This window comes from Ketobacter sp. (assembly GCF_003671495.1).
Classification (GTDB): domain Bacteria; phylum Pseudomonadota; class Gammaproteobacteria; order Pseudomonadales; family Ketobacteraceae; genus Ketobacter.
In genome coordinates this window covers 248,516-273,986 of sequence record NZ_RCHN01000006.1, presented here as the reverse complement: position 1 = coordinate 273,986, position 25,471 = coordinate 248,516, and the positions used below count along the sequence as shown (strand labels likewise).

General features: G+C 46.5%; 15 protein-coding genes. 9 read left to right on the top strand and 6 right to left on the bottom strand.

The annotated features are described in order from the left end of the window. The first annotated feature begins 11 nt into the window (after positions 1-11). The 7 genes from D9N14_RS02590 to drmC are packed head-to-tail and all read left to right on the top strand — an operon-like array spanning position 12 to position 16,575. Positions 12-458, top strand: a complete 447-nt coding sequence (locus tag D9N14_RS02590) for a very short patch repair endonuclease (protein ID WP_290576547.1) — start codon at positions 12-14, stop codon at positions 456-458. Then, positions 455-3,604 (top strand): DISARM system SNF2-like helicase DrmD, encoded by a 3,150-nt coding sequence (gene drmD, locus D9N14_RS02585; RefSeq protein ID WP_290576545.1) that lies wholly within the window; start codon positions 455-457, stop codon positions 3,602-3,604. The genes D9N14_RS02590 and drmD overlap by 4 nt, the downstream gene beginning before the upstream one ends. Before the next feature lie 5 nt (positions 3,605-3,609). Next, on the top strand, positions 3,610-7,689 hold the full coding sequence (locus tag D9N14_RS02580; RefSeq protein WP_290576543.1) for an Eco57I restriction-modification methylase domain-containing protein: 4,080 nt from the start codon (positions 3,610-3,612) through the stop codon (positions 7,687-7,689). After that, a complete protein-coding gene (gene drmA / locus D9N14_RS02575) occupies positions 7,686-12,251 on the top strand; it encodes a DISARM system helicase DrmA (RefSeq protein WP_290576541.1) in 4,566 nt (1,521 codons plus the stop codon). Before D9N14_RS02580 ends, drmA begins: the two co-directional genes overlap by 4 nt. Positions 12,252-12,260: 9 nt before the next feature. Then, the gene (locus D9N14_RS02570) at positions 12,261-13,949 is read left to right on the top strand and encodes a nuclease-related domain-containing DEAD/DEAH box helicase (protein WP_290576539.1); all 1,689 of its coding nucleotides are present in this window, start codon (positions 12,261-12,263) and stop codon (positions 13,947-13,949) included. A gap of 9 nt (positions 13,950-13,958) precedes the next feature. Then, on the top strand, positions 13,959-15,809 hold the full coding sequence (gene drmB, locus D9N14_RS02565) for a DUF1998 domain-containing protein (protein ID WP_290576537.1): 1,851 nt from the start codon (positions 13,959-13,961) through the stop codon (positions 15,807-15,809). Between the two features lie 4 nt (positions 15,810-15,813). Next, positions 15,814-16,575 (top strand): DISARM system phospholipase D-like protein DrmC, encoded by a 762-nt coding sequence (drmC, locus tag D9N14_RS02560; RefSeq protein WP_290576535.1) that lies wholly within the window; start codon positions 15,814-15,816, stop codon positions 16,573-16,575. 1 nt (position 16,576) lies between these two features. Here drmC and D9N14_RS02555 read toward each other — a convergent pair whose 3' ends face one another. Then, complete coding sequence (locus D9N14_RS02555) at positions 16,577-17,269, bottom strand: hypothetical protein (protein ID WP_220446083.1); 693 nt, start codon at positions 17,267-17,269, stop codon at positions 16,577-16,579. A gap of 84 nt (positions 17,270-17,353) precedes the next feature. On the opposite strand from D9N14_RS02555, the gene D9N14_RS02550 reads away from it, so the two are divergent. Next, entirely contained in the window at positions 17,354-17,929 is a 576-nt protein-coding gene (locus D9N14_RS02550; RefSeq protein ID WP_290576530.1) for a 3'-5' exonuclease, read from the top strand. A gap of 596 nt (positions 17,930-18,525) precedes the next feature. Here D9N14_RS02550 and D9N14_RS02545 read toward each other — a convergent pair. Then, positions 18,526-18,993, bottom strand: a complete 468-nt coding sequence (locus D9N14_RS02545) for a hypothetical protein (RefSeq protein ID WP_290576528.1) — start codon at positions 18,991-18,993, stop codon at positions 18,526-18,528. A 95-nt stretch (positions 18,994-19,088) separates the two neighbouring features. Here D9N14_RS02545 and D9N14_RS02540 point away from each other — a divergent pair, with 95 nt between their 5' ends. Then, positions 19,089-19,352, top strand: a complete 264-nt coding sequence (locus tag D9N14_RS02540) for a helix-turn-helix domain-containing protein (RefSeq protein ID WP_290576526.1) — start codon at positions 19,089-19,091, stop codon at positions 19,350-19,352. 142 nt (positions 19,353-19,494) lie between these two features. Here D9N14_RS02540 and D9N14_RS02535 read toward each other — a convergent pair whose 3' ends face one another. Genes D9N14_RS02535 through D9N14_RS02520 form a run of 4 tightly spaced genes read right to left on the bottom strand, consistent with a single transcriptional unit; the run spans position 19,495 to position 25,239 of the window. After that, positions 19,495-20,844: a hypothetical protein gene (locus tag D9N14_RS02535; RefSeq protein ID WP_290576524.1), complete on the bottom strand. Its 1,350-nt coding sequence runs from the start codon at positions 20,842-20,844 to the stop codon at positions 19,495-19,497. Then, positions 20,844-21,380 carry a hypothetical protein gene (locus D9N14_RS02530; RefSeq protein WP_290576522.1) on the bottom strand — a complete coding sequence of 179 codons (537 nt, stop codon included), beginning with the start codon at positions 21,378-21,380 and terminating at the stop codon, positions 20,844-20,846. The genes D9N14_RS02535 and D9N14_RS02530 overlap by 1 nt, the downstream gene beginning before the upstream one ends. Positions 21,381-21,385: 5 nt before the next feature. Beyond that, entirely contained in the window at positions 21,386-23,374 is a 1,989-nt protein-coding gene (locus D9N14_RS02525) for a hypothetical protein (protein WP_290576520.1), read from the bottom strand. Beyond that, complete coding sequence (locus tag D9N14_RS02520) at positions 23,356-25,239, bottom strand: hypothetical protein (protein ID WP_290576518.1); 1,884 nt, start codon at positions 25,237-25,239, stop codon at positions 23,356-23,358. The genes D9N14_RS02525 and D9N14_RS02520 overlap by 19 nt, the downstream gene beginning before the upstream one ends. Between the last annotated feature and the right edge of the window lie 232 nt (positions 25,240-25,471).

Sequence of the window (25,471 nt, the reverse complement as noted above, 5' to 3'; positions counted from 1 at the left end):
GAGAATGGTGTGTGCCTCGTAAAAGAACTTCACCCGTTCCATCGTCCGCTGCTGCAAGCAAGCGAATGGCTGCAACCGGGCAGAGAGACACATCTGCAGAGACTAGAATTCGTAAGCGCTTATTTGCGCAAGGGTTGCGGTATAGGGTCGACTACCCAGTCCTCAGGAAGCCAAGGCGAAAAGCCGATATTGTATTTACTCGTGCAAAGGTCGCTGTATTCGTGGATGGATGCTTTTGGCATGGGTGTCTTGAACATGGTTCTTGGCCGAAAGCCAACGCCGAATTTTGGCGAAACAAAATCGAGACCAATCGTGAGCGTGATAAAGATACGGATCGACGGCTCAACGATGTCGGATGGTATGTCGTCAGAATTTGGGAGCACGAAGATCCGGAGATAGCCGTCAAAAGGATCATTGAGGCGGTTTACAATAGAATAAAAATATGGGGTGAAAAGTGACGGACAATACGACGCAAAGAGTAAGTGGAAGGTACTCGACACCACCTGAACCAGGACAATTGGTGGAGGTGCGTCGTAGGCAGTGGGTTGTCGCTGATATACAGCGCTCCGACGTTGAAGATATCGGCAAGACGGGTCAACACTATGTCAAGTTGTCTTCGATCGATGAAGATGGGCTCGGCGAAGAGCTTGAAGTGGTTTGGGAAATCGAGCCTGGTGCTCATGTCATCGAAAACAAAGGGCTACCCTCTATAACGGGGTTTGATGAAGCCCAGCGTCTTGAAGCCTTCCTTGATGCCGTCCGGTGGGGCGCCGCAACCAATGCCGACCGCGGCTTTCTGCAGGCTCCCTTCAGGAGCGGTGTCAGCATAGAAGACTTTCAGCTTGATCCTCTGGTGCGGGCCATTGATCTAGCACGAGCCAATCTCCTTATCGCGGATGACGTTGGTCTTGGCAAGACCATCGAAGCAGGTCTGGTGATTCAAGAACTCTTGCTGCGACATAGAGCACGTAGTGTATTGGTCGTTTGCCCCGCGTCCTTGCAAGAGAAGTGGCGCGGCGAAATGCTCGAGAAGTTCGGGCTTGAGTTCAAGGTTGTCGATACGGACTACGTCAAGAAATTGCGCCGCGAACGGGGAATTCACGTTAATCCTTGGACATCGTTTCCCCGATTGATTACTTCTATGGATTGGATGAAGAGTGGCGAAGGGCTGCGCCTCATGCGCGACATATTGCCGGTCTATCCCGCCTACCCAAGAAAATTCGATGTGTTGGTGGTGGATGAAGCACACAATATAGCGCCGTCTGGGTCTGGAAGTTATGCCGTCGAAAGCCAGCGTACGAAACTGATTCGCACACTGTCGCCGCATTTTCAGCACCGCCTTTTCCTGACGGCAACGCCACACAATGGGTATACCGAATCTTTTACTTCCTTACTTGAACTGCTGGACGACCAACGCTTCGCCCGAAACATTCTTCCCGATGAAGCTCAGCTCGCTCAGGTCATGATCAGGCGGTTGAAGTGTGATCTTGTCGACAAAGATGGTAATCCCCTTTATCCGAAGCGAAGCCTGCAAGCACTGAAGATCGACTATACGGATGCAGAGCGACAGATCCATAAGCAACTTGAGGCTTATGCCCAATCCAGGCTGGAATCTGCCGAAGATGGACAAGCTCAGTTTGGAACCAAATTCATCAATAATCTGCTCAAGAAGCGTCTGTTTTCCTCACCGGCAGCCTTTGCGTCGACACTTGAAAGACACGTAGAAAATATCCACAAGGGCTATAGCAAGAAAAAGAGCGATATAGATGATCGGATTCTGCGGAAATTGATCGCCAAGACGGAAGAAGATTATCGCGATGACATCGGTTATGAATCGGCTCAAACCGAAGCGGTTGAAGAAGCAAGTCGTCGTGTGCCGCCTTTGACGGATGAACAGCGCGCGCTCTTGGTACCCATGCGTGACTGGGCGCAAAGTGCCATGAACCAAGTAGACAGTAAGGCTAAGGCCGTACTGGATTGGTTGGAATCCCACTTAAAGGAAAGTGGCGATTGGAACGGCAAGCGCGTCATTCTATTTACTGAATACAGAACGACCCTAGATTGGCTCCATAAAATCCTGGCTACCCACGATTATGGTGGAGAGCGCTTGGCCATCTTACATGGCGGTATTGATCATCAGGACCGAGAGCGCATAAAAGCCGCTTTCCAAGCGCACCCAACCCAATCCAATGTCCGCATATTATTGGCCACCGACGCAGCTTCTGAGGGTATCGATTTACAGAACTACTGTAATTATCTCATCCACCTTGAAATACCCTATAACCCCAACGTCATGGAACAGCGCAATGGCCGTATCGATCGTCATGGCCAGCGCGAGAAAGAAGTTTTCATTTGGCATCCGGTCGATGCCGATACGTCCAAGGGCGCGATTGGTGGCCATGCCGATGACATATTGCGCGCGCTCCGCAAGATCGATTCCATGCGCCAGGACCTGGGGAGCGTTAATGCGCTCATTGAGCCACAAATCTCCCAGGTGCTGGAAGGCACCAGAACCGAATTGGAAACAGCCGTGGCAGAGCAAAAGATGGCTTCTGCCAAACGGTACATGCGTGCCGATGCCCGTTTGAGGGAAAGGATCGAAAGGCTGCACAGTCGATTATTGGAAACGCAAGAGGACTTCCATCTTACACCAGAGCGTATAAAAGCGGCTGTCGATACTGCTCTATTGCTTGCTGGAAAGCCTCCCCTGAAGCCGATCGAATTGCCCGACACGTCTTCGGTCACTATTTATCAGATGCCCGCATTGACAGGCTCATGGGCGCGATGTGCCGAAGGTCTGGAACATCCACATACTCACCAAATAAGACCGATCACCTTTGACCACCAGGTGGCCAAAGGTAGAGACGATATCGTGCTGGTTCACATGAATCATCGCTTGGTGCAAATGTGCTTACGACTACTACGAGCAGAGGTTTGGGCTCAGGAAGACGTCAAAAATTTACACCGGGTCAGTGTAAAAGCACTGCCCGATGGTCAACTGGAGGGCCCAGCTTTGGTGGTCGTCTCTCGTTTGGTGATCACCGGAGGGAAACATCATCGACTTCACGAAGAATTGATAGAGTCAGGAGGCCTTCTCAGCGATACCTCTTTCAAACGTGAAACACGTGTGGGAGAAGTGCGTCGGTGGTTAGAGGAGTCTGAGCCTTGCACCGTCGATGAACCCACGACGATCGCCCTTGCGACGCGATTCGATCGGCATCTCGAAGCCATCAAATCGTCCGTGTCCAGTCGGGCCAACGAGCGTTTGAAGACTTTGGCGAACACTCTGCGTATTCAGCAAGAGAAAGAAACAAAGGACATCAATGATGTCCTCAACGAACTCGAAAAGACCATTCGACATGAGTTGGAGTTCGAGAGGCAGCCGGAGCAGCTGGGATTCGTATTCGAAGACCTCAACGAGGTAGAACGTACGCAACTCAAGCGCGATAACCAAGCGCTGGAAGCACGGTTGGCCCGCATTCCCAAAGAGCGTGAAAGCGAAATCGAAGCCATCGCCGTGCGATTCAGCGATCCCAGCCAACATGCCTTTCCTGTGGCCGCGATCATTCTCGTTCCGCAATCACTCAGCACACAGCCGGAGTAATCACGATGTACGAAAAGAAGACTCACGGTGAATGGCTATCACTCCTTGAAATCTCAGGTCCCTTTCTCGCCGAGACCGTTCTGGAGTCGCACTTTCCTCAAGGTCTGGACGAACTGAATCCAGCCAAGAAAAAGCTATTACGCCAGGCTTATGAAGAGTGGCGGGAAGCCCAAGACGATGCCGATCCTTCGTTTTCAGAGCTACATGCGGCCTGGATCGATTTGGTTCTCAAGCAAGGTCTGGAGCTGGATGAAGACGACGATGAGGATGTACTGAAACCGGCGAACAGCATTGATGGAGTCTCATTCGAAGCCCCAGAGCATGGCGTCGTGATTAAACCGGACTATGCCGTAGTCACCGGTAGTGATCATCAGCCTAGCTTGCTGATTAAAACGTTGCCTGCTGGCATTGATCTCGAGACTGTCAACAAGTCCGATGGATGGGCTGCGAGCCCAGTGGAGAGAATGCTCCAACTCTGTCGAGCCACGAAGGTGCGACTGGGGCTGCTCACCAACGGTGAACGCTGGATGCTGATCGATGCACCCGAGGGCGGCGTCACTACCTATGCCAGTTGGTATGCCCGCCTATGGGGGCAGGAACCGGTCACGTTACAGGCCTTCATCAATCTATTGGGAATTCGCCGCTTTTTCCTGGATTCGAGCCAGCAATTACCTGCCTTGCTGGATGAGTCCCTCAAGCATCAGGATGAAGTCACCGATGCCCTTGGCGATCAAGTCAGGCGTGCAGTGGAAGTGCTGGTTCAGGCACTGGACAAGGCAGACCAGGATCGTGAACGTGAGTTACTCAAAGACGTAGAACCCGCCGAACTCTATGAGGCAGGTTTGACGGTGATGATGCGTCTCGTATTTTTGTTGAGCGCCGAAGAGCGCGGTTTGTTGCTATTGGGTGATGAACGCTACGAAGCCTACTATGCCGTCTCGAGCTTGCGAATGCAATTGCGTGAGCAAGCAGGCTTGCACTCGGAAGAAATCCTATCCCATCGCCGTGACGCTTGGTCGCGCCTACTGGCGATATTCCGCGCCGTGTATGGCGGCGTGGACCACGAAACGCTGCGCATGCCAGCGCTGGGGGGCTCTCTGTTCGACCCCGATCGATTCCCCTTTCTTGAAGGGCGCACAAAAGATTCGAACTGGCGTTACGATCCCGCGCAACCGTTACCAATCGACAACCGCACAGTTCTGTTACTGCTAGATGCTATTCAACTATTTCAGGGGAGGACACTGTCCTATCGGGCACTGGATGTAGAGCAAATTGGCTACGTCTATGAAGGTTTGTTGGAGCGAACGGTAGTCCGTGCCAAGGACGTCACGCTGGAATTGGAAGCTACCAAGAAATCAAAGAAACCCTGGGTCACCTGGGGTGAATTGGAAGATGCACGGCTGAGTGGCGAGAAGGCTGTAAAAGCACTTCTGGTAGAGCGAACGGGCAGCTCGACGACTCGCATCAATAATGATCTCAACAAAGTCGTTAGCGATGCCCACAAAGAAAAGCTGTTAGTCGTTTGCCTGGGCGACCAAGCCCTGCGAGATAGGTTGGCCCCCTACTATCATTTTCTACGTATCGACCCCTGGGGTTACCCGCTGATATACCCCAAGGGTGCTTTCATGGTGGCAACGGGTTCCGATCGCCGGGAAACAGGCACCCACTACACGCCTAAATCCCTGACGGAATCCATCGTCAAGGGGACGCTGGAACCGATCGTCTATGTGGGCCCCGCCGAAGGTACCGAACGCAAGGATTGGAAACTGAAGACTCCGGAAGAGCTGCTGGATCTTAAAATCTGCGATCTTGCCATGGGATCAGGGGCTTTTCTGGTTCAGGTATGCCGCTGGTTATCGGAGAGGTTGTTGGAGGCCTGGGCTCAGGCCGAATCCCAAAACAAGTTCATCACGGGCGAAGGAATCGTCGTAGATAACATTTCCAATCAAGAACCAATGACTGGCGATGCAGAAGAGCGCTCGGTAAATGCGCGACGCCTGATTAGTGAGCGCTGCCTGTATGGGGTCGATATCAATCCACTCGCTGTCGAGTTGGCGAAGCTTTCCATCTGGTTGGTTACCCTGGCGAAAGGTCGCCCCTTTGGCTTCCTGGATCACAACCTTCGCCATGGAGATAGCTTGCTTGGGATTACTGATCTGGAGCAACTGTATTATCTGGATATGAACGTTGGCAAAGGTAGCGAAAAGAAGCTCTTTGCACAAAAAATTGAGGAGGCAGTCAAGGAAGCCATAGAACTCCGTCTGGAGTTACGCAAGCGGCCGATCTTGGATATTCATGATGTAGAGATAATGGCTCATTTGGATCAAAAAGCTCGTGAGAAGCTGGAGCTTCCAGATTTAGTTGCAGATGCGTTAGTTGGTGAAATACTGAAAGCCAATGGCGGAAAGGTTGATACAGCATTGCTCTCGATTGTTGCTGGCAAAACATTCGAAGGAGACTTTGAAGGAAGTACCTTGCTAAGGGCTCAAGCAGATATTGGGCTGAACACTGATATTCAGACAGGGAAATATAGACGAAAGCCATTTCATTTGTGCTTGCAGTTTCCGGAAGTCTTTTGCGGTAATAAGGGTGGATTCGATGCTGTAGTTGGAAATCCACCTTACATGGGTGGGCGATTAATTGGAAAACATTTTGGCAAGGCTTATTTTAATTATTTGGATATATTAAGAAACGGTAAGAAAGGATCGCCAGATATCTGCGTGTTTTTCATTTTGCGATCTTTTTCTGTTGTCAATACGACTGGATCAATTGGACTGATTACATCGAATTCCGTTAGGGATACCGGAAACCGAATAGTAGGGCTAGATCAGGTCGTATCGAATGGAGGAGTTATTTTTAATGCTGCCAGAGACTTCCAGTGGCCCGGAAAGGCCAATGTAGTGGTGAGTTTGATATTTATTAGCAAATTAGAATGGAAGGCTGCGCAAATATTAGACGGAAAAGAAGTTCGATATATATCTGGTGGATTGGATCCTTTAGATAACACAAAAGTGACTAAGCTCAAGTCCATGAAAGGAATAAATTCTCAAGGGTATTCTATTATGGGCGAAGGATTTATTTTGAACGAATCTGAAAGAGCCACCATTGTGAGTGCTGATCCTAAGTCGGAAGAAGTGATTTACCCTTACTATAATGGCGATGATCTCCTTGAGCTAGAGGAGATCAGTCCGAAACGTTGGATTATTGATTTCGAAAATAGAACTGAAGCCGAGGCGCGACATTATATTGCCTGTTTTCAACGGGTTGAGGAGTTGGTTGAACCTTTTAGGAGCGAACAAAAAGGTCAAATACATCAGTCTTGCTTTTGGAAGTATTGGGATATGAGGCCAAGTTTGAGGTCCTTTCTTAAAGAAAGCGAATCAGCCTTGGCATTACCAATCGTTGCAAAATATATTGTCTTCCGATTTGTTCCGTCAAATGCTGTTTATAACCACAAGCTAAAGATTATTTTTGATAGTTCGTTTTCAATGTTTGCAGTTCTGCAGTCTTCTATCCACGATATTTGGGCTAGATGGATGTCTGGTCAACTTGGTTCAACAACCATTAACTATTCTAGTTCACGTTCGCTAGATACCTTCCCTTTGCCAGATGAAAAAGAACAAAAATCACTACTCCACAGCGCCGGTAAGGATTATGACAACGCTAGATCTGAATCAATGAAGGGCTTGTCTGTTGGGTCAACACAGCTCTATAACCTAGTAAATGATGCCAGCAAAACTCATGTCCTAGTGGAAAATGTGCGCTCGCATATTGTATTAATGGATAAAAGTGTGTTGCAAGCTTATGGATGGAACGATATCAATTTGTCACACGGATTTCATCATGTCAGCTACCTGCCAGAAGGGAAGAACACCCGGTTCACGATTAGTGAATCTGCTCGTGAAGAGCTGCTTAATCGTTTGGCACTGCTGAACAAGGAAAGGCATGAAAAGGAAATTTCAAATAAGTTTAGGTCTGAGAATGAAGCTTCAATCAGACGGAGTGAGAAGCGACAATCTAGGTTTTCTGCGTTGGAGATAGGCTCAACACCGCAAATGGATATCTTCGGACAGGAAGACGAATGAACAATAGTATGAAGACAGACAATGCGTGGGTCGCAGTTAGGTCAAAAACCTCATTAGGCTTGCCTTTCAAGCTCTATTCCCTCTCTCTTCCTGGTGAAGTCACGAAATATCAGGCCATTCGTGAAAACGATTGGATCTTGGCTCTAAACGATTCTGCTGAAGCCATTGGTGTAGGTCGGGTTTACAGAATCCGTTCATCTCTCGACAGCACCACCGTCTATTTCGATAAATACCTGTCATTTGATGCTCCTACATCTTTATTTGGAACACCATTGTCTGCACCAAGCGGCCGGATATCCAGAATTCAGTGGACTGATTTTCTTGAGAGCCTGCCCAAACTTTCGGCAAAGACCATTGCCGAGGTGCCATTGATCAATGATCAGGCTTACATAAGAGAATTGTTGCAACTTGCGGTAGTAGACGACCTTTTGGGACCAGCTAACGGACCCTACGAAGAAATCGTCGATATGAGCGTTCGTGACCGCTATTTGGTAGGAAAGCTGGCCCCCCGCGACAGCAGGAAAGACGGCTCGATTGAAGGGTTAGAAGGCCCTCTTGCCAATGAGGAAGGCGAAGAACCAGATGAGTCCATTGATACTCATGATAAGAACGCGCCAAATCGATTGAGCCATGAACCGGGAGCAGAATTCAACTCCACTACGGGCAAGGTCGAGGCTGAGTCTGATAGTGCAGATGAGATCGATGCTGCCAGTAATCAGTCTTTGATTCCTTCCAGCATGGGCATCACGTTCTGTGTAAGCGGGGATGTCGAGGCCATTGAAGTGGAGGCCCTATGGGGTCGCTATGAGCGGCTCTATGACCATGAGTATACCAAGCCCATAAAACGCAAGATGACCAAGCAGGAAATCGAAGCGTATCAGGAAAAGAAAGGACTAGAACGGGTCAACAGTGTATCACTGGGCACGAAAAATGCGGCGGGTGATGAGCTATTCTCATTCGAAGCCGAGGTGAAACCCAAGGTTTGGAAACGTCTCCCCTGTGGTGGCCGTATTACTTTGCCGATGAAGGAAGGGGTCGTCCCCCACCAAGCTCCCGACAAGGAGCATCCTGAAGTTCGAATTCAAGGAAGCATCAGGGCTAAAAACGCCGATGGCGATCGTTTGATTACGCTCTTTCTCGTTAATTCTCAAGAGGTGGAAGAGAAGGAGGCAAACAAAGACACTAAATGGTTGTTCCAGCCCGAGATACGAATTCGTGCTGCCGAAGATTCGACAGGCAAGGCAATCTTCCGTCGCAGGCCTTTGGCACTCGATGATTCTGATGACCATGAGCGTAAAGCCCTAGAAATGGTCTACCGTAAAAAGGTGGAGTTTGCGGTTGGGCACGGTGTGGCCGTACACGCGGTGCGCGATACAAAAACTGTCGAATATGCGACCGAGGTTCGCACTACCATCATGCCGCAATACGAGGTGCCGATTACCGATATTCCCGGTAGCAGGAACGAGTATTGGCCAGAAAACAACAGCCATAGTCCTGATCGCTTGGCTATGTGCGAAATGGTCAAGAAAGGCTACTTGGACATGGAAGTATTGGCCGAGCTGCCGAAAGAGGAACTTGTTTCAGCCTTGTCGATATTAACAGACGATTATCACGCTTGGATTGATGAGCAGCGTGATCGTATCGGGAAGGATGTCGCCGGTCATGATCAGGAAGCCAAAGAAGCACTGAATAAATGTACCGATATTCACCAGCGTTTGGTTGAAGGCGTTCAGGTGCTCGCGGAAAATGACAACGCGTTGAGAGCCTTCCGTACGGCAAACCTGGCGATGGCGAATCAACGTATTCGTAGCTTGTACGCACTCTCTCAACGCAGAAATCAATCCAAGACGTTGTCGGAATTTCAAGAACGAAAGAATCGTTCTTGGCGACCTTTTCAGCTGGCTTTCATGCTGTTGTCGATTCCCTCGTTGGCCGATCCGAATCACAAGGATCGCACTAAACCTATAGAAGCCTACGCCGATTTGCTGTGGTTCCCCACCGGTGGTGGTAAGACCGAAGCGTATCTAGGCGTTGCCGCATTTACCATGTTCATACGGAGGTTGCAGGGAAACTTGGGTGGATACGATAGCTCTCGCGGGCTGTCCGTGATCATGCGCTATACGCTGAGGTTGCTGACGTTGCAGCAGTTCCAGCGTGCCACGACACTGATTTGCGCAATGGAAGTTTTAAGACGGGAGGCGCTAGCCAAAGGTGACGAGTCCCTGGGTAAGGAACCGTTTACCATCGGACTGTGGGTGGGTAACAAGGTTACTCCAGGCACGACTGACGATAGCCATCGGGCCATTCAAGATATCCGTGACCCGGACAAGTGGGATGCTGGCAGTACTTCGCCTGCTCAACTTACCAGTTGCCCTTGGTGCGGAGGTGAGGTTGCGCCCGGTCGAGATATCGAAGTAAACAAACTGGTGGGGCAAACCATCATCTATTGTGGCGATAAAAAGAGCCACTGCGAGTTCTCGCGCGGCAAGACTTCAAATTTGCCACACCCTGGCATCCCGGTGAAAGTAGTCGACGAGGAAATCTACCATCGCCCACCAACGATGATGATCGCGACGGTCGACAAATTCGCGATGATGGCCTGGCGCGGCCAGGTAAGAACGCTATTTGGTCGAGCCAATAAGGAATGCCCACGTCATGGTCTATTGTGGCCCGGTGCAGAGTGCGAAGGTAACCATCGTGCGTTGAAAGGGTTAGCTCCGACCAAGGTGCGGCAGATCATGCCTATCCGCCCACCCGATTTGATTATTCAGGACGAATTCCATCTCATCAGTGGGCCCTTGGGTACCATGGTTGGTTTGTATGAGACGGCTGTGGATGAGCTTTCATCCTGGGAGTTGGATGGCAAGCCGGTCAAACCAAAAATCATCGCCTCAACTGCAACGGTGCGCAAAGCGGCAGAACAGGTCAATGGCGTCTTCATGCGCAAGGTTTCCGTCTTTCCACCCCACGGTTTGGATGTAGAGGACAACTTTTTCTCCGTCCAACGTCCAATTCAAGAACATCCTGGGCGACGATACCTTGGTGTCTGTTCGCCGGGTAGTTCGCGCCCCGCCATGCTCATTCGGGTCTATACCGCATTCCTGACCGCATCGCAGGGATTGTTCGACCGTTTCGGACCGGCAGCCGATCCTTACATGACGACCGTGGGTTACTTCAACTCACTCCGAGAGCTGGGCGGAATGAAACGATTAGCGGAGGATGACGTGCAGACCCGTTCCTACCGCGTACAGATGAGCTTGGTCGACCGCCCCGGGCTGGCTCAACGTAGTGTTCAGAATATCAAAGAGCTGACCTCACGAATCTCCAATCGTGATATCCCTAAGAATCTTGATCAGCTGGAAGTGCCTTTTAAAGCTAGATTTGATGCTCCTACAGGGAAATACGTGACCGACTGGCAAGAAGGCGACATTCGAGCCATTGATGTGGTGCTGGCTACGAATATGTTGTCGGTGGGTGTCGACGTAAATCGATTGGGGCTGATGGCCGTCAATGGGCAGCCCAAAGGTACGGCTGAATATATCCAGGCCACTAGCCGCGTCGGTCGACAATTCCCTGGTTTGGTGTGCACGGTTCTTACTTGGGCTCGTCCCCGAGACCTATCGCATTACGAAACTTTCGAACATTACCACGCAACCTTCTACAAACACGTAGAAGCACAATCGGTTACACCCTTCTCGCCGCGGGCAATCGACCGTGGGCTCACCGGTACGATGTTGAGCCTCATGCGTTTGGAAAACGAACCGTTCAACCCGAATACGGGTGCTATGTCGATGGACAAGGTGGAGAAGCCAGAGGCGAAGACGGCCATGGATATTCTGACCAAGCGAGCATGGAGCGTCACGGATCGTTCGGATATCGAAGCCTTGGCAAAATTGGAATTGAAAGCGCGTATAGACGAATGGGCAAAACAAGTAAGAAAAGGCGGACGCTTGCTGGGTTATGAAAAGAAAGGACCCAATAAGGACACCATGGTCGCCCTCATCAAGGCGCCCGGTGTTCAAGCGTGGGATGATTTCACCGTGCCGATGTCCATGCGGGAGGTGGAACCCGGTGTCCGTCTCGTCATGAATGCAAGGAAGTTTACGGACAGCCCAAATTGGACTCCCAGGGTCGTTATCCCTGACGACGATGATGCAAATTCAGCAGGATCAGGGAGAAGTTCTAGAAGAAGAACCAATTCTCCGACATCTGCTCCCGGGTTACTCGTTTCGGTGGCCGATATCGCAAAAGGCAAATATGAATCTGAAACGGTCGTCGAAATCGAAGTCGATGGACAATCCAAGCAGCTGACCATCGCCAAGTCGAAAGATCAAAAGCCGGAAAAGAATACGTTCGTGGTGATGTCCGTTTCGGATGTACAACAGGGACAGTTTCCGAAGGGTACACTTGCGGGAACATTGAGTTGGAGTGAATTACAAGATGAAAATGGAAACATAACCACTCGTGTGAAACTACGTTACCCGGAAGCCAACGTTTCATTCGATTTGCCGGACGGTGATTGGGCCTCAATCACACTCCATGCTGAAGAAATAAAGGATTAGGCGGTTCAGATGGCCAGATTGATACCCAATATCGATGTTGATGAAATCGATTTAAAACCGGAACGAGATGTAGCGCGAGCGCTCGTCGATCAGTTGCCAAACAATGTGCTCGTTTTGCACAGTTACCCTTGGCTGCGACCTGACAGAAATGATCGAACAGGAAAAGTTACTCTGATCGAAGGCGAAGCAGATTTTTTGATCGTATGGCCAGAGATGGGTATTTTGGTTGTCGAGGTAAAAGGAGGAACCATCAAATACGATGCTGATAACAGAGGTTGGTTTCGTGAGATTGGGAGTTTTTCCAAGCCTATAAAGGACCCTTTCGAACAGGCCAGACGAAACTCGCATCAGATAGTGGGTTTGGTCAGCAATCGAGTATACGGAGGAAATTCTCCTCCTTTTTCTCACGGCTATGCCGTTATCTTTCCAGATTGTATTTATAGCGGTGCGCTCCCACCAGGCGCAGATGCTGCCATTACACTCTCTTCCAATGATTTGAGCAGCATCGCGGACAAGGTGGCTCGTGCCCTTCGGCAGTGGGCCAGAACAGCCACACCCTACGCCTTTTCTAAAGAAGAGCTCGGCAAAGTCCAACGAGCTATTTTGCCAGCGTTCAATATTCTGCCAGTTCTTTTCCGAACCATTGAAGAGCAAGAGGAAAGATTGATCCGACTCACTGACGAGCAGATCAGGTTGCTTGCATTTTTGGGAGACAATAAGCGGGTAGCAATCGAAGGCGTTGCGGGATCGGGAAAAACGATGCTTGCCAAACGCCAAGCAGAAACCTTTGCTGAAAAAGGCATGAAAACACTTTTCGTCTGTTTCAACAAGGAACTGGCGAACTGGCTGAAGCAAGAGCTACCTGGTGAGTTAGACGATTTGGTTCATGTACATCACTTCCATGCGCTGTGTGCACAGTTATGTAGAAGAGCGGGCATTGGCTTCAACCCTCCTGAACGAAATAGTGAGCATTTCTGGAAAGAGGAAGCGGCATATTTACTATTGGATGCCCTCGAATTCATTCAGGAGCAATACGATGCAGTCGTCGTGGATGAGGCTCAAGATTTCTATCCGGATTGGTGGGAGCCTCTGGAGCAATTGAATGAAGCCAAAGAGAATGGTTTTCTGTATGTCTTCTATGATCCCGCACAGAATCTCTATAACGATGGAAAAGTCTTCGTGCCGGCAATGGGCGAACCATTTCGCTTGCCAACCAACTGCCGAAACACTAAAGCCATATCGGGAACCTGTTCGAAGATTCTAAAAAGGGAAATAGCGACACATCCATTGGCCCCGGAAGGTGTGTCTACGGAGTTCATCACCGAGAAAAAACACAAGATTCCTCCCGCTATTGATTCCATGGTCAAACAGTGGATCGCTGTAGACAAGATTTCTTGCTCCCAGGTTGTGATCCTTTCTCCTAATCGGTTCAAAAATTCTTGCTTGAACGGATTAAGCAAGATTGGAGAGCAAAAACTGACTTTCGATACTTCCGAGTGGCGACATGGCGAAGGAATTTTGTTTTCTACGATTCGCTCCTTCAAAGGTTTGGAAGCCGATATCGTTATACTCGTGGATATCGTCGAGCCCGGCTCTGTCGAGCACTTTGGAAATTCCGACTTGTATGTCGCCTGTTCGAGAGCGAAGCACATACTCAAGATTGTTTCCGATAGAAAGATAGAAGACCTTATTGTTTGAGATCTGAATATGAATGAGAAATCTCCAGTTGGAGAAGTAAGACCGAGCCAACTCCTCTGGACCTATGGTCCAGGTGCATTGGTTGATTTACCCAACCTTTCGGTAGTGACGATGGGAATCAATCAGTGGGAGAAAGATCGATGCCCGCCTATCGAAGAGGCAAGGCTATTGGCTGCGGTTAGAAGAGTATTAGGCCCACAAGTCGATACGCTGCGGATGCCTCCGTTTCATAAAAGTGAACAAGTCGATGTGTGGTCGGCTGAAGCCCATATAGGTGTGCCAGTACGGCCGTTCCCGAGGTGGTTACGTTGTGTGAAATGTGGATTACTGTCGGAATACGATGTCGGTCTCTTCGAAATAAAGGAAAACCGTTATCGACCTGAGCAAACTCGATTCGTTCACAAGGCCTGTAAAGGTTCAAAAGGAGATCAACCGGCGAAGGATGCCGATGCCGTCCCAGCTCGTTTCCTTTTGGCTTGCCGAAATGGACATTTGGATGACTTTCCATGGCATTACTTCGTTCATAATGGCCCTTCAGATTGTAAAGGGACACTGCGCTTCTTCGAGAGTGGTGCATCCTTGCAAACCGAAAACCTCTGGGTGAAATGTGATGCGTGTGGTGCGTCTAGAAATATGGCCCATGCGTTTGGCCAGGCTGGAAGAGAGAATCTTCCAGCTTGTAGAGGCAGGCACCCTCATCTAGACGTTTTTGAAGATAACTGCCAGGAAGAAGCGCGAGCTGTTTTGCTTGGTGCAACCAATTCATGGTTTCCCGTTACGCTATCTGCTTTGGCCATTCCTCTCTCGCGAAACCCAATCTCTCAAATGGTCCAGGACGGGTGGGACTATTTTGAAGACCTAGCGTCCGAAGCTGAAGTCGCTATTACAGTCAAAACTCTTAAAAAGACGGGTGCCTTGCCGGGTATCGATAAACATGATCCAAAGTCTATTTGGGAAGCAATTGAGGCCTATCGGTCTGGTGCCGCAACAGACGTGGTTTCGGAGTCTGATATCAAAGGCCCGGAATGGGAAGTTCTGACCCACCCGAATCCCCCCACTGACTGGCCTCACTTTTTAAGTCGGCGAGTCGAAATACCCCAGGGATTTGAAGTTCAGATCACGAGCGTGCTACAGCTGGAGAGACTTCGTGAAGTAAATGCACTGATTGGTTTCACTCGGGTAGAAGCGCAGGAAGGTGGGGCTGGGGCCGTCGGTGGCCCGGGAATGGCGAATCTGAGTCGCACGCCCCCAGACTGGGTGCCTGCGAGCCAAGTTCATGGTGAAGGAATCTTTATTCGCTTTGACGAGGAATCTTTAGTTAAGTGGGAAGCTCTACAATCCGTAAAAGAAATCGAAGCCAAGCTTTTCGAGGGGCACAGGGGATGGCGTAATGCTCGAAGATTGGAGCCGGACGAAGAGTTTCCTGGTGTCAGGTACGCAATGCTCCATACGTTGGCTCATCTTCTGATTCGTGAATTGGCATTGGAGTGTGGGTATAACGCAGCAAGTATTCGGGAGCGCATTTATGCGGATACGAGCAGTAGCGATCCACAAGCCGGAGTTCTAATATACACCGCTGCGGCAGACTCTGACGGTACTTTGGGTGGTCTGGTAGACCTGGGCAAACCGGAAAACCTGGGTCGTCTGCTGAACCAAGCTCTAAACCGAGCCAGGATATGCTCATCAGACCCCTTGTGCTCCGAACACCATCCTGGAAAGGACCAATCACTACACGCTGCCGCTTGCCATGCGTGTTCCTTTGTTGCAGAAACATCCTGCGAGCGTGGAAATCGGTATCTCGACCGAACTCTTCTGGTTCCAACTTTAGAAAACACTAACGCAGCTTTCTTTGGTGATTAATTTGATGAACCAACTGATGGATGCAGTTACTGATCTTGCTTCTAACGTCTCACCGGAGAGGCTTGATGTTATTGCAACGGATATATCCAAGATTACATCAAATGATTTTTACAGCATTTCCGTTCGCAACATAAGCACGCCTGTGATTCGACAGTTAGTGGAGAAGCTTTTCGACGCCTGGAAACGATCTCCAGTGTCGGCATTGGAATTGGCCGGAATGCTACGAGGAGCGAGTTGTGCCTATCTAAAGGCTAAGCAGGACGTTACGGCTGAATTGATTTGGTCCGGGCCCAGGACACCGATTGTGTCAACCCGGCAAACCGAACAAGCCTTACTTGAGGTCATTGATTCAGCTGAAGACAGCCTCTTTATAGTCAGTTTCGTTATTTACAAAGTCCCCCTGATTTTCAGGGCAATCGAAGCTGCGATAAACCGAAAGGTGTCCGTATCTATGTTGCTCGAATCCTCTGATCAGCATGGGGGGTCTATATCGGTTGATGCAATAGGGAAAATAAAAGCAGATTTACCTGATGTTACACTCTATTGCTGGAACGAAAAAAAAGATGACTTCGTTGATGCCAGAGTACATGCAAAAGCTGCGGTTGCGGATCGCAAGAAGTGCTTTGTATCCAGTGCGAACCTAACCGGCCATGCGATGGACAAGAATATGGAAGCTGGTGTGATGATTACTGGGGGGTCAGTTCCAACAACTTTGCAAGATCAACTAACTGCGATGATTACAACCAGGATCATTCGAGAGGTTTAAATCAAGGGAACCATTTTACTATACAGCCAAGATATTCACTTATCGCAATTTTTACTTCGATTTCTGCTCCACTCGATGATGTAACATATCTATAGGTGTTTGGCTGAACTATTATCCATCCAGCATGGTTAATATCCTGACCGGAAATCATACGTTGCATTGCCCGGCTGCCAACTTCTGGCCACATGTCAAAAGTGGTAACACTTTCAAAGTTAGAACGCTGCACTTCAGTTAATACATGAAGTGGGAAGAACCAAATGTCATCAGGTTCAAAGGAAACAAGTTCATGCAGCTCATAAAGCGCATGCCCTTGGGCCAGTTTGATTAATACCGATTTGACGCGATCCCACTCAGGTTCAAATACTGTATTTCCATCAATAATCGATATGGATGCATCTATTCTGGTCCGCAAAGAACCCTGCCGTTTAAGAGTTTTCGCAATCCTTTCCCTGGTAATCTTTTCAGGATCTGTGGACCCAGCCTGAACACAAGCGATGAGGCAGGCCAAATATTCTTCATCAATCGAAAAGCTGCTATTACAAGCAAGACAAGCTGATACCACAGGTAGATTTTCTGGAAAAGGCTTGTCAAGAAACACCTTTGACGGACAGTGATCCCTTGTACCGGTCTCACCGCCACAAAATGCGCAGTATTGTAATGTACGCTCGTCGCCAAAATCCGTTAGCTGTTTCATGTGTGACTCACATATATACCAAGGTAAAATACGAAGTATTGGTAGCTATAATTACATGCATATTCTCAGGTAAACTCCGTAAGAATGAAATCAGGCATCAATTTACTATTGCTCGACCTTGAGTGCACCTGCAACGATCAGCCTCCCTTGCCAAGTGAGGATATGGAGATCATTGAGATCGGTGCCGTGGTTGGAAAGTTGAGGTTAGATTCCTTTGAGCTGTTGGGAAGGCGACAAATATACGTGCTTCCGCAGTGGCACCAAGCATTGACACCATTCTGTAAAGATCTGACTGGTATCCAGCAGCAGGATGTAGATCAGGCACCACCATTGAAGGAGGCTATTCAATTACTGGAATGTTGGATGGCTGACTACGACGTTAGAATCTGGGGGAGTTGGGGGAAATTTGATCAGCGTCATTTCAGCTCAGAGACAAGACTCAAAGAACTGCAGAGCCCCCTGGAGCCGCTTCAGCATATCAATATGAAGCAGCTATTCGCCAGGAAGCGTGGCCATAGGGTTGGACTCGCACGGGCAGTCCAGCTATCCGGCCTTGAGTTTTTGGGGCGGCATCACTCAGGTGTGGATGATGCCAGGAATATTGCCCAACTTCTTGAGAACGACGGGCTTTTGAGAGAGGCAGTATTGGCCAAACTCTAGTCGTTACACGAGCGCAACGCGCGAACTTGCGATCGAAAATTGACCTGCACGACAGATAATTTTAAAATTACCGTCGACCGGGTATGAGTCCCCCCTGTCGTAAAACATGTAATGGGATCTGCGGTGCGCCAGAGGTGGCCAGCGATAAGAGCAAATTGCCTTGAGACTTGAGAGCAGCAAGTCACTTTTATCTAGTCCCAAATCTATCCATTTATCCTGTCTAACATGCTTCTGTGTAAGCAGCTTACGCGAATTTATGGTACAAATGGTAGGTGCCATACCAACCTACCATTCAGTACCAATTTATTAATTCCCAAGGTAAACACCATATGCAAGCCCTAACAACTAACCCGGAAATACTTGTAAGGCGCTGCAGAAGAGAGGCAATTGATTGATCCAACCAAGGCTTTGACTTAGGACTTAGGTACCACATAAGCAGTAGAGCCGAGAATTTCCAACAGCACTATTTAGCACGGTGAGCAGCGTGTTCGAAATTATGGTAGAGACACTATGAATAACATTAAATCTGCTCGATAACATTCAATATGATATTGTGCAATATTCGTATTATCATGCTGATTTCATGTGTCAGGGAATTAGGTAGAAGTTTCAACACCGGCCACCTGTTCCTTAGAGAGCACAAAATCATGCCTGACTAGGCTCGAGTCGGAACGATCATAGCGGCCATCAAATTGATCGTAAAATATAACTCCAGAGCAAAGCTGATATTCATAGCCAACTAATGCCTCGGATTCGTCAGTTACTCTTATCAAACTCACAACTCGTTCTAAGAGATCAAACTGCCAGACAGTAGATCCATTCAGGCAGGGAGGGCTGAATAGGTTCACTTCTATAACCCGGACGTTGATGCCTACATATAACTCTTCTAAAACTCTAAGGTCACTTGTCCAGACCACTTTCTCAAAGGAAGTCATCTTATCCTGAAAGCGGGCATGGAATAGTCTGATTTGCATAGTCTGCGTAATAGTATGCCAATGTTGACAATCTTGGATTGCGAGCTCTGATGGCATATCTATCCGCATACTTTTGGATGTTTGAAACATGTGCGCCTATCTTAAGGAATGGAAGTATATTTCCATTTAACTCTGTCAATGTCTCGAATTTCGAGACATTGTAGCTCGTCTCTACAATCGAGACAATGAGATACTCGAGAAACTCCAACAATTACTCTATCTTGCGGGCTTGGCTAAAGGCAAGGCGGCTTGATTCGGGGTATTCCATCCGGACATTGGCTGAAAAGCTTGATGTATCGCATTCTATTGTCGGTAAAATTGAAGATGGAACTAGAAAACTAGAAGTCTTTGAATTTATTGAATATTGCGAAGCGCTAGGTGTTGATCCCCACGTTGGAGTTGATGTGATTCTCAAATCTATGGAAAAACAAATAACGCCTTTTCCTTAAGTATCGTTCATTGCAGAATGAATTGTCCTGTTTTTTCTATCTGTTTTATGATGCATTCTGTGGCTTAGCTACCTACTATATCTAGTGATTTAATTGACCTTAGCCTAAGTGGGACATATTGCTTAAATGCTCGATCAACATATCAAGTTGCCCTCAATTCCTGAAGAATTGTTAAAAGTAACTTGAGCGCTTTATCTCCACTAATTTTTTCTGCATGTAATAGCGCCTCGACCGATTTCATTTTACTTATTTGTATTTTGGTTTTAGTTGAGATTTCGCTAATATCCTTCTCTGGTAGGTGGTGATTATTATATTCGGTGGCTAGGTGTATGTATTGGGATAAGGTTTGATTGGATGCGTGCATAGTTATTTTTCGGCACGCATTCGAAGCAACGGTGAAGATATTTGTGAAGCTTCCAGATGCAGCGATGTCCTGGATGGCCTTAGCTATATTTAATGTGATAAATCTATGCCGGAAAGAGTGATTGCAAAGGTGCCTAAGTTCTCGACAATACTTGCTGTTATTGATGACTTTTTTTGCATAGTTTTTTAAATAGGACGCTTTTAGGGGGGATCCATTTTTACCGTCAACGAATATGGCGTCGTGGTCAATATTAGGAAACATCTTCTCAACCATTTTGATGTGCCAAAGGATGATTTGAATATCTTCATTGTTCGTGGTGACTTGCCGGGTTTTTCCTTTATATTTACCTTTCAAAATAGGTATGTTACGAATAATTGGTGATTGGTCGGTGTTCATCATGTTTTTTGATGAATCTATAATCATTGTTCTTGTAATCTGATGGACTTCACTGATTCTAGATCCTGTAATATCTAGTAATGTGGTTAGAGCTTGCCATCTACTAAGCAGGAAGTCATCAATTTGTGGATGATAGGTTGAACAATTAATCGCGTCGAGCCACATAACCAATTCGTAATCTCGAATGTACTCGGATTCAGCACTAATATGAATAAGGCCATTAAGTGACCTATGTTTCAAATACTGAATTTCTCGTCCGTTTTTTCTTATTGATGCGAGTGAGTAGTTTACCTTGAAGTCACCCGTCGTATCTTGACTATTAGTTGCTAACTTCCACTCTGGGTTTAGTTTGCTTAAATGAGTGATGTACTGTAGTGCTACCCGTCCATGTGAAATTATTGTCTGATCGTTAATTCCTCTATCTTTTAAGTTGTCGACGAAGCCATATAGCGAGCTGTCATCAATCTGATGAACCTCTATGTTGTTTTGTTCGAGATATGTGCAGAAAATGTTAAGGCTGTATGCTTTTTTAACAAGGGTGGGTGCCAGAGGTTTGATGTTATAGACTTGGGGGCCGCCGCCGTATTCCGTAAGAAATGAATTGGCATTCCAATCTATGTTTCCATTATTTTTGAGAATAATAGGAAGTGGACAGTTATTCTTTTCATGTTTTCTACTGCTGGTTAGCAGAAAATCAAGTATTGGATTCTTTGCTATAACCACCGTTGACATTATTTAACTTCTCTTACTCTATGTCTGCCAAGTATGTTGGCCTGGCTCAATATCAATTTTTGATAAGCCTCATCTATTTTTCTGTCTTCACGGTGGTAATCTAATAGTTGCATATAGGCCCGATATACTTCTGATAATGCAACCCGAAGCATTTCATTTTCTTTGCGCAGTGTATTCTCATAGCTGTTAGCAGAATTAGAAAGCGTATAACTATGGGCGTTTATTCCGGTTGCTTTGTTGGATTTGATTCGTTTATTGATGTTATTGATTGATTTTAAAAGAGCTTTAAGAGCATGGCTGTTGTGTTTTGCATGTGCTGAATTGCGGGAGTAGGCTGTTACCCCAAGTTTGTCATCATGCCATTTGTGAACCGCAGCTTGGGAAACAGAATTTCCCTTTATCTTTAAGCTATCAGGGATGTCCTCGCGACTTAGTATCTGATCAAGCAATTTGGATTTAATCAATAATGATTTGGTTATTTCATTCTTTTTATCGAGTACATTCTTCGATGTTTCTCCAGGTTTATATTTAGACATGCATGTTACTCCTCGGTCTTGCTGAAGTAGAAAAAGACATTTTCCCCATTGATCCTGTGGAATCTAACTGTATCGCCTGTTTTTGCTTTGTGTTCTGAAATCATGTCTTGCACTAATGGTTCTAATATGGTCGAAATTTGTGACTTCTGTCTTGCGGTGTTAATTATTTTCTTAACTGTATCATCTCCGTTAATATGACTATTTAACTTTGCTCCAATTCTGGCTATGGTCAGCTCAGCTTCTTCAATCCATTCGTCCGTCGGAGATACTTCGGCATAGTGGAATGTTTGATCAAGGTTGGAGTGACCCATGAACCAAGATAGCTCTTCCAATCCAGATTGATTGGAAAAATTAAAGTAAAGAACCGCAAAAAGTCTTCGGAACTGATGAGTTGATGGATACCAGCGCTTGCCATTAATTAGAGGGGAGTTACTCCAATCTTGAAAAGTATCAATGGCTCGTTTTATTGTGTCATCACTTAGTGGGTAAAGATGGACATTGCTGTCATCATAACGATATGCAGCTATTGAACGTTCAGAAAGGATTCCACTAAAAAGAAATGCTTCTTGATCCTTAGTGTTAAGGTTGCGTCTATCCTCAATTTCGCAAACTAGGCGAGCGAACTCCAGACCATAGTCATAGATTAAGTCAGGAATAGGCCTATGTGTTTCTTCTAACTCAAGCACTTCGGAACTTTTAGGTATGCGTAGAACAATATCAAACAAGCCGTCAATAGGTGATTGCGTAAAGCAATTTCGCCGAAGAGTTAACATTGATGTTGTTCTTCCTGCGGTAAAGCTGGAAAGAAGTATCCAAATTGCTGCGGTATATAGCGTTATTGCAGTGCAAACCGATATGCTGCTATTGGATACTTTTCCCCCGTTCTCTTCACCAGTCCAAGAAGTAATATTTAAATCCTTTAGTGGGGTGGGTATTTTTGTATTGTTAAAGGTGTAACATCTAATTGATGTCAGGTAGCGTCTGCTAGTTGACGGAGCAATGCCTAGTTCTTGAATCCTACTTTTCTCTTTTTTACCAAGTTCTGACAAATACTGGCGAAGTGGTTGGCCATAAAGTCTTGCAAATCTAAGAGCTGAAGACAGTGCATGAAGAGAAACATTGGCTGGTATTAGTGGTGTCTTTTGCGCTTCAAGCATCCTGTCAAATATTGTTTGTCCAGAAGAGAAAAGCTTCATTGGGGAATGCTGAAATTTATATGTTTGAGCAGGACGTGAAGTGTAAAGAGCCTCTAGCTGAGAGATGGTATTTGAAATGGTTTTTCCTTTGGGTGCTAGGTCGACATTGATGTCGAATGTATTGTAATTGGCGTTTGGATATTTTTGTAGGCTTTCTCGTGTAAATTTCAAGTTTTGGAAGTTTGACTTTAAGTGCAGGGTGAGTTTTCGACGGAGGCTTTTGAATTCCCGTGTAGTTAAACCTGATTCGATTTTTAGTTGGGGCCAGTCGATGTCCTGTGTGGAGTTCCATTTATCAATAATGACTGATTCAATTTTGCTAAATGTGTTTCTATTAACCTGAAATGATAGTAAATAATCGACTAGTTCTGAAAATTTAATCTGTTCCAGGGTGCGGGCAGTTGGACTATGATTGGCTCTGCGTAGCTCGTTAACATGTAAAAGTAACGAGGTTGCAGTGACCAAAATACTACGTATTCTAGCTGGTCGAGATATTTTTCCGGTAACGTTTAAATATAAAAGGCTGCTGCGGATATCTTCAAGTAGAGGTTTCCAGTTTTTATCGGTTAGATATTCGCCTGGAGAAACCAATCTCTTAAAAGACATTTTTTCGTACCCACAATTGTTTTCTTTGTTGTAAGTGGGGTTAAAGCCAACTTTCGAAAGTAGCCAAATTTCATCACTAACAGAATTATTGAGCATCCAGATAGGCTTAGGGTAAAGTGCTTTCTGAATAATTTTTTCTAGTTCACTTGGGGATACTAGTTCTTTGGCTGGGTTTAGGCTGATATGTGACATTCATTTTTCCAGATTTTTTCCTGAACTGTGATATGGGCTTTTCTGAGGAGTTGTTTCATGATGATTGGGCCTTCGGCTATCTTTTCTAGAACTGTAGTACAATCTAGTTTTAGCTCAGCATCAGTTCCTGATCTCGCATACATAATTGCTAATCCTATGTTTTTTTCTGAGACGCAAAAATATTTTGTGTCTGTCGATTCGTTTGTATCTCTACTGGTAGTAAGGCTTTTGTATAGCTGTCCACCCATGCTAGGATTTTCGAATGCATTTTTAAGATGCCGCTCATATTCCTTGGGGCTAAGGTTTAAAGATCTTTCAGGTGATTCTTCTGAAGAGACAGACATGAATAGCAATATGTTTTGAAATGATCGTATTCTTATTCTATAAATTAGCTCGGTGATGTATTTTGGAATATACCTATCAAGAGTAGTTTTAACATGGTTACCAAGGTAGGTGGCAGCCTTGAGTGAATCACCATTAGATTCTAAATAAATCAAAACGGATTTTGATGTGCGTATTTTCTTCAACGTAGCCTTTCTAAATATTGGCTTTTTAAGGGCGGCTCTATTTCTTATTGTGTTGAAGCTGTTTTGGAAGGTTTCTGGTGTAGGGAGAATTGCGCCATGCCGAGTAGTTAGGCAAATCCATAGTGCTTGATTTTCTGTATGCTTTCTTAGTCTGGAGGTCATCTCTATAGCCATTTTAAGGCAAGTTGATGCATCTATTTCACTGGCATCAATTTTGGAAAGTGCAATATTGCTTCCACAAGTTTGGCTAGTGCGAGCCAAGCGGCCACGTGGCTTTAGTGCTTTTAGGCGTACAGACCCTTCATCTGTCACTTTTACATATTCGTGGCCATGGCCATCAGATACCATTTTTACTTTATAGAGTGAGTAGGGGTTTATCCCCAATTCGTCCGTAATGATTACCTGCATAGCTGAAGCAATAAGTGGCGTTAATCCGAGATATCCCAAAAAGCTGGTGTTATTTCTTAGATCGGTCTTGTGTGGTATTGGTTTATTCTGTGCCACCAAGTCAAAAAAATGGTCAAGGGCAGCTATCTTGTTTTCAAATGATAGGGGATTACCACTGTAGAATGGGTTTTGTTCTTTTCTATCTTTCTTCCTGCTCTCGTCTCTTTTAACTAGCATTTTAGGGTGGGCGATGAATTCGTCTCGCTGGCTTTTTGCGATGATGCTGTGTGTTGAAAGAAATAGGTGATAGCCTTCGTGAACTATTTTTTTTGCTTCATACAAAAGTATGTTTAGATTTTCGCGGATATCGCTCTCTAGGTCTTTTAAATAGGCGTGTGATGTTCGGAAGCTGACATTGCTCTCGTCACTGTAGATGTTTAGATTAGATATAATGGGATTTTCGGCTCGTATCTTTGCGGTGTTAGTGCACCGCCTTAGGTTGCTTGGTAGTTCTGTATCTAGTGGTAATAATCGGTGCTCTATTAATACTGAAACTGCATTTTTTACATTTTGAAAGTTTGAATAAGCGGTGTTTCGGTGTTTGTTTTTAAGTAAGCCGTTTCGGAATTTTAGTAGCTCTCCTTGGATCACTCTTGGTTGTTCGTGCCATATTGGCGATACAGCCGAAATCTGGATAAGAAACTGTATCAATGGTGCTCTATGGTGCTTTGCGTTTTTAAAGGAGTTTACGTGCTCCTTTAATCTTTTTGATATTTTGGGAGGGCAGGTGGAGTCTAATGTCTTCTGGAACATATCGTCAGCAGGGGATTTGACTCTAAATTTGCTTATTATATTTTGTGGGACTGTTTCGGTTCTGTACTGTTCGTAATCCCCTGTAGTTTTAAAGGGGGGCGGGATTTCGAAGGACTTGGAGAATAGGCCTTCCTTCATTAAGTGACTTATTAGGCAGTAAAGGCTGTTGTATTTGCTTTTAGCACTACTATAAGTATGTTTCTGACAAAAATAGGAGCGTATATAGAGTAGGCTCTGCGTTATTCGGGCTATATCGCGATTGTTTAATGGTTGGTGCAGTAGTCCGATGCACTCGCACAGTATTTGTGACAACTTGTTTTGCCACCCTGGGCTACGCCCATGCATGAAGCAGTTTATTAACTCAAAGGTC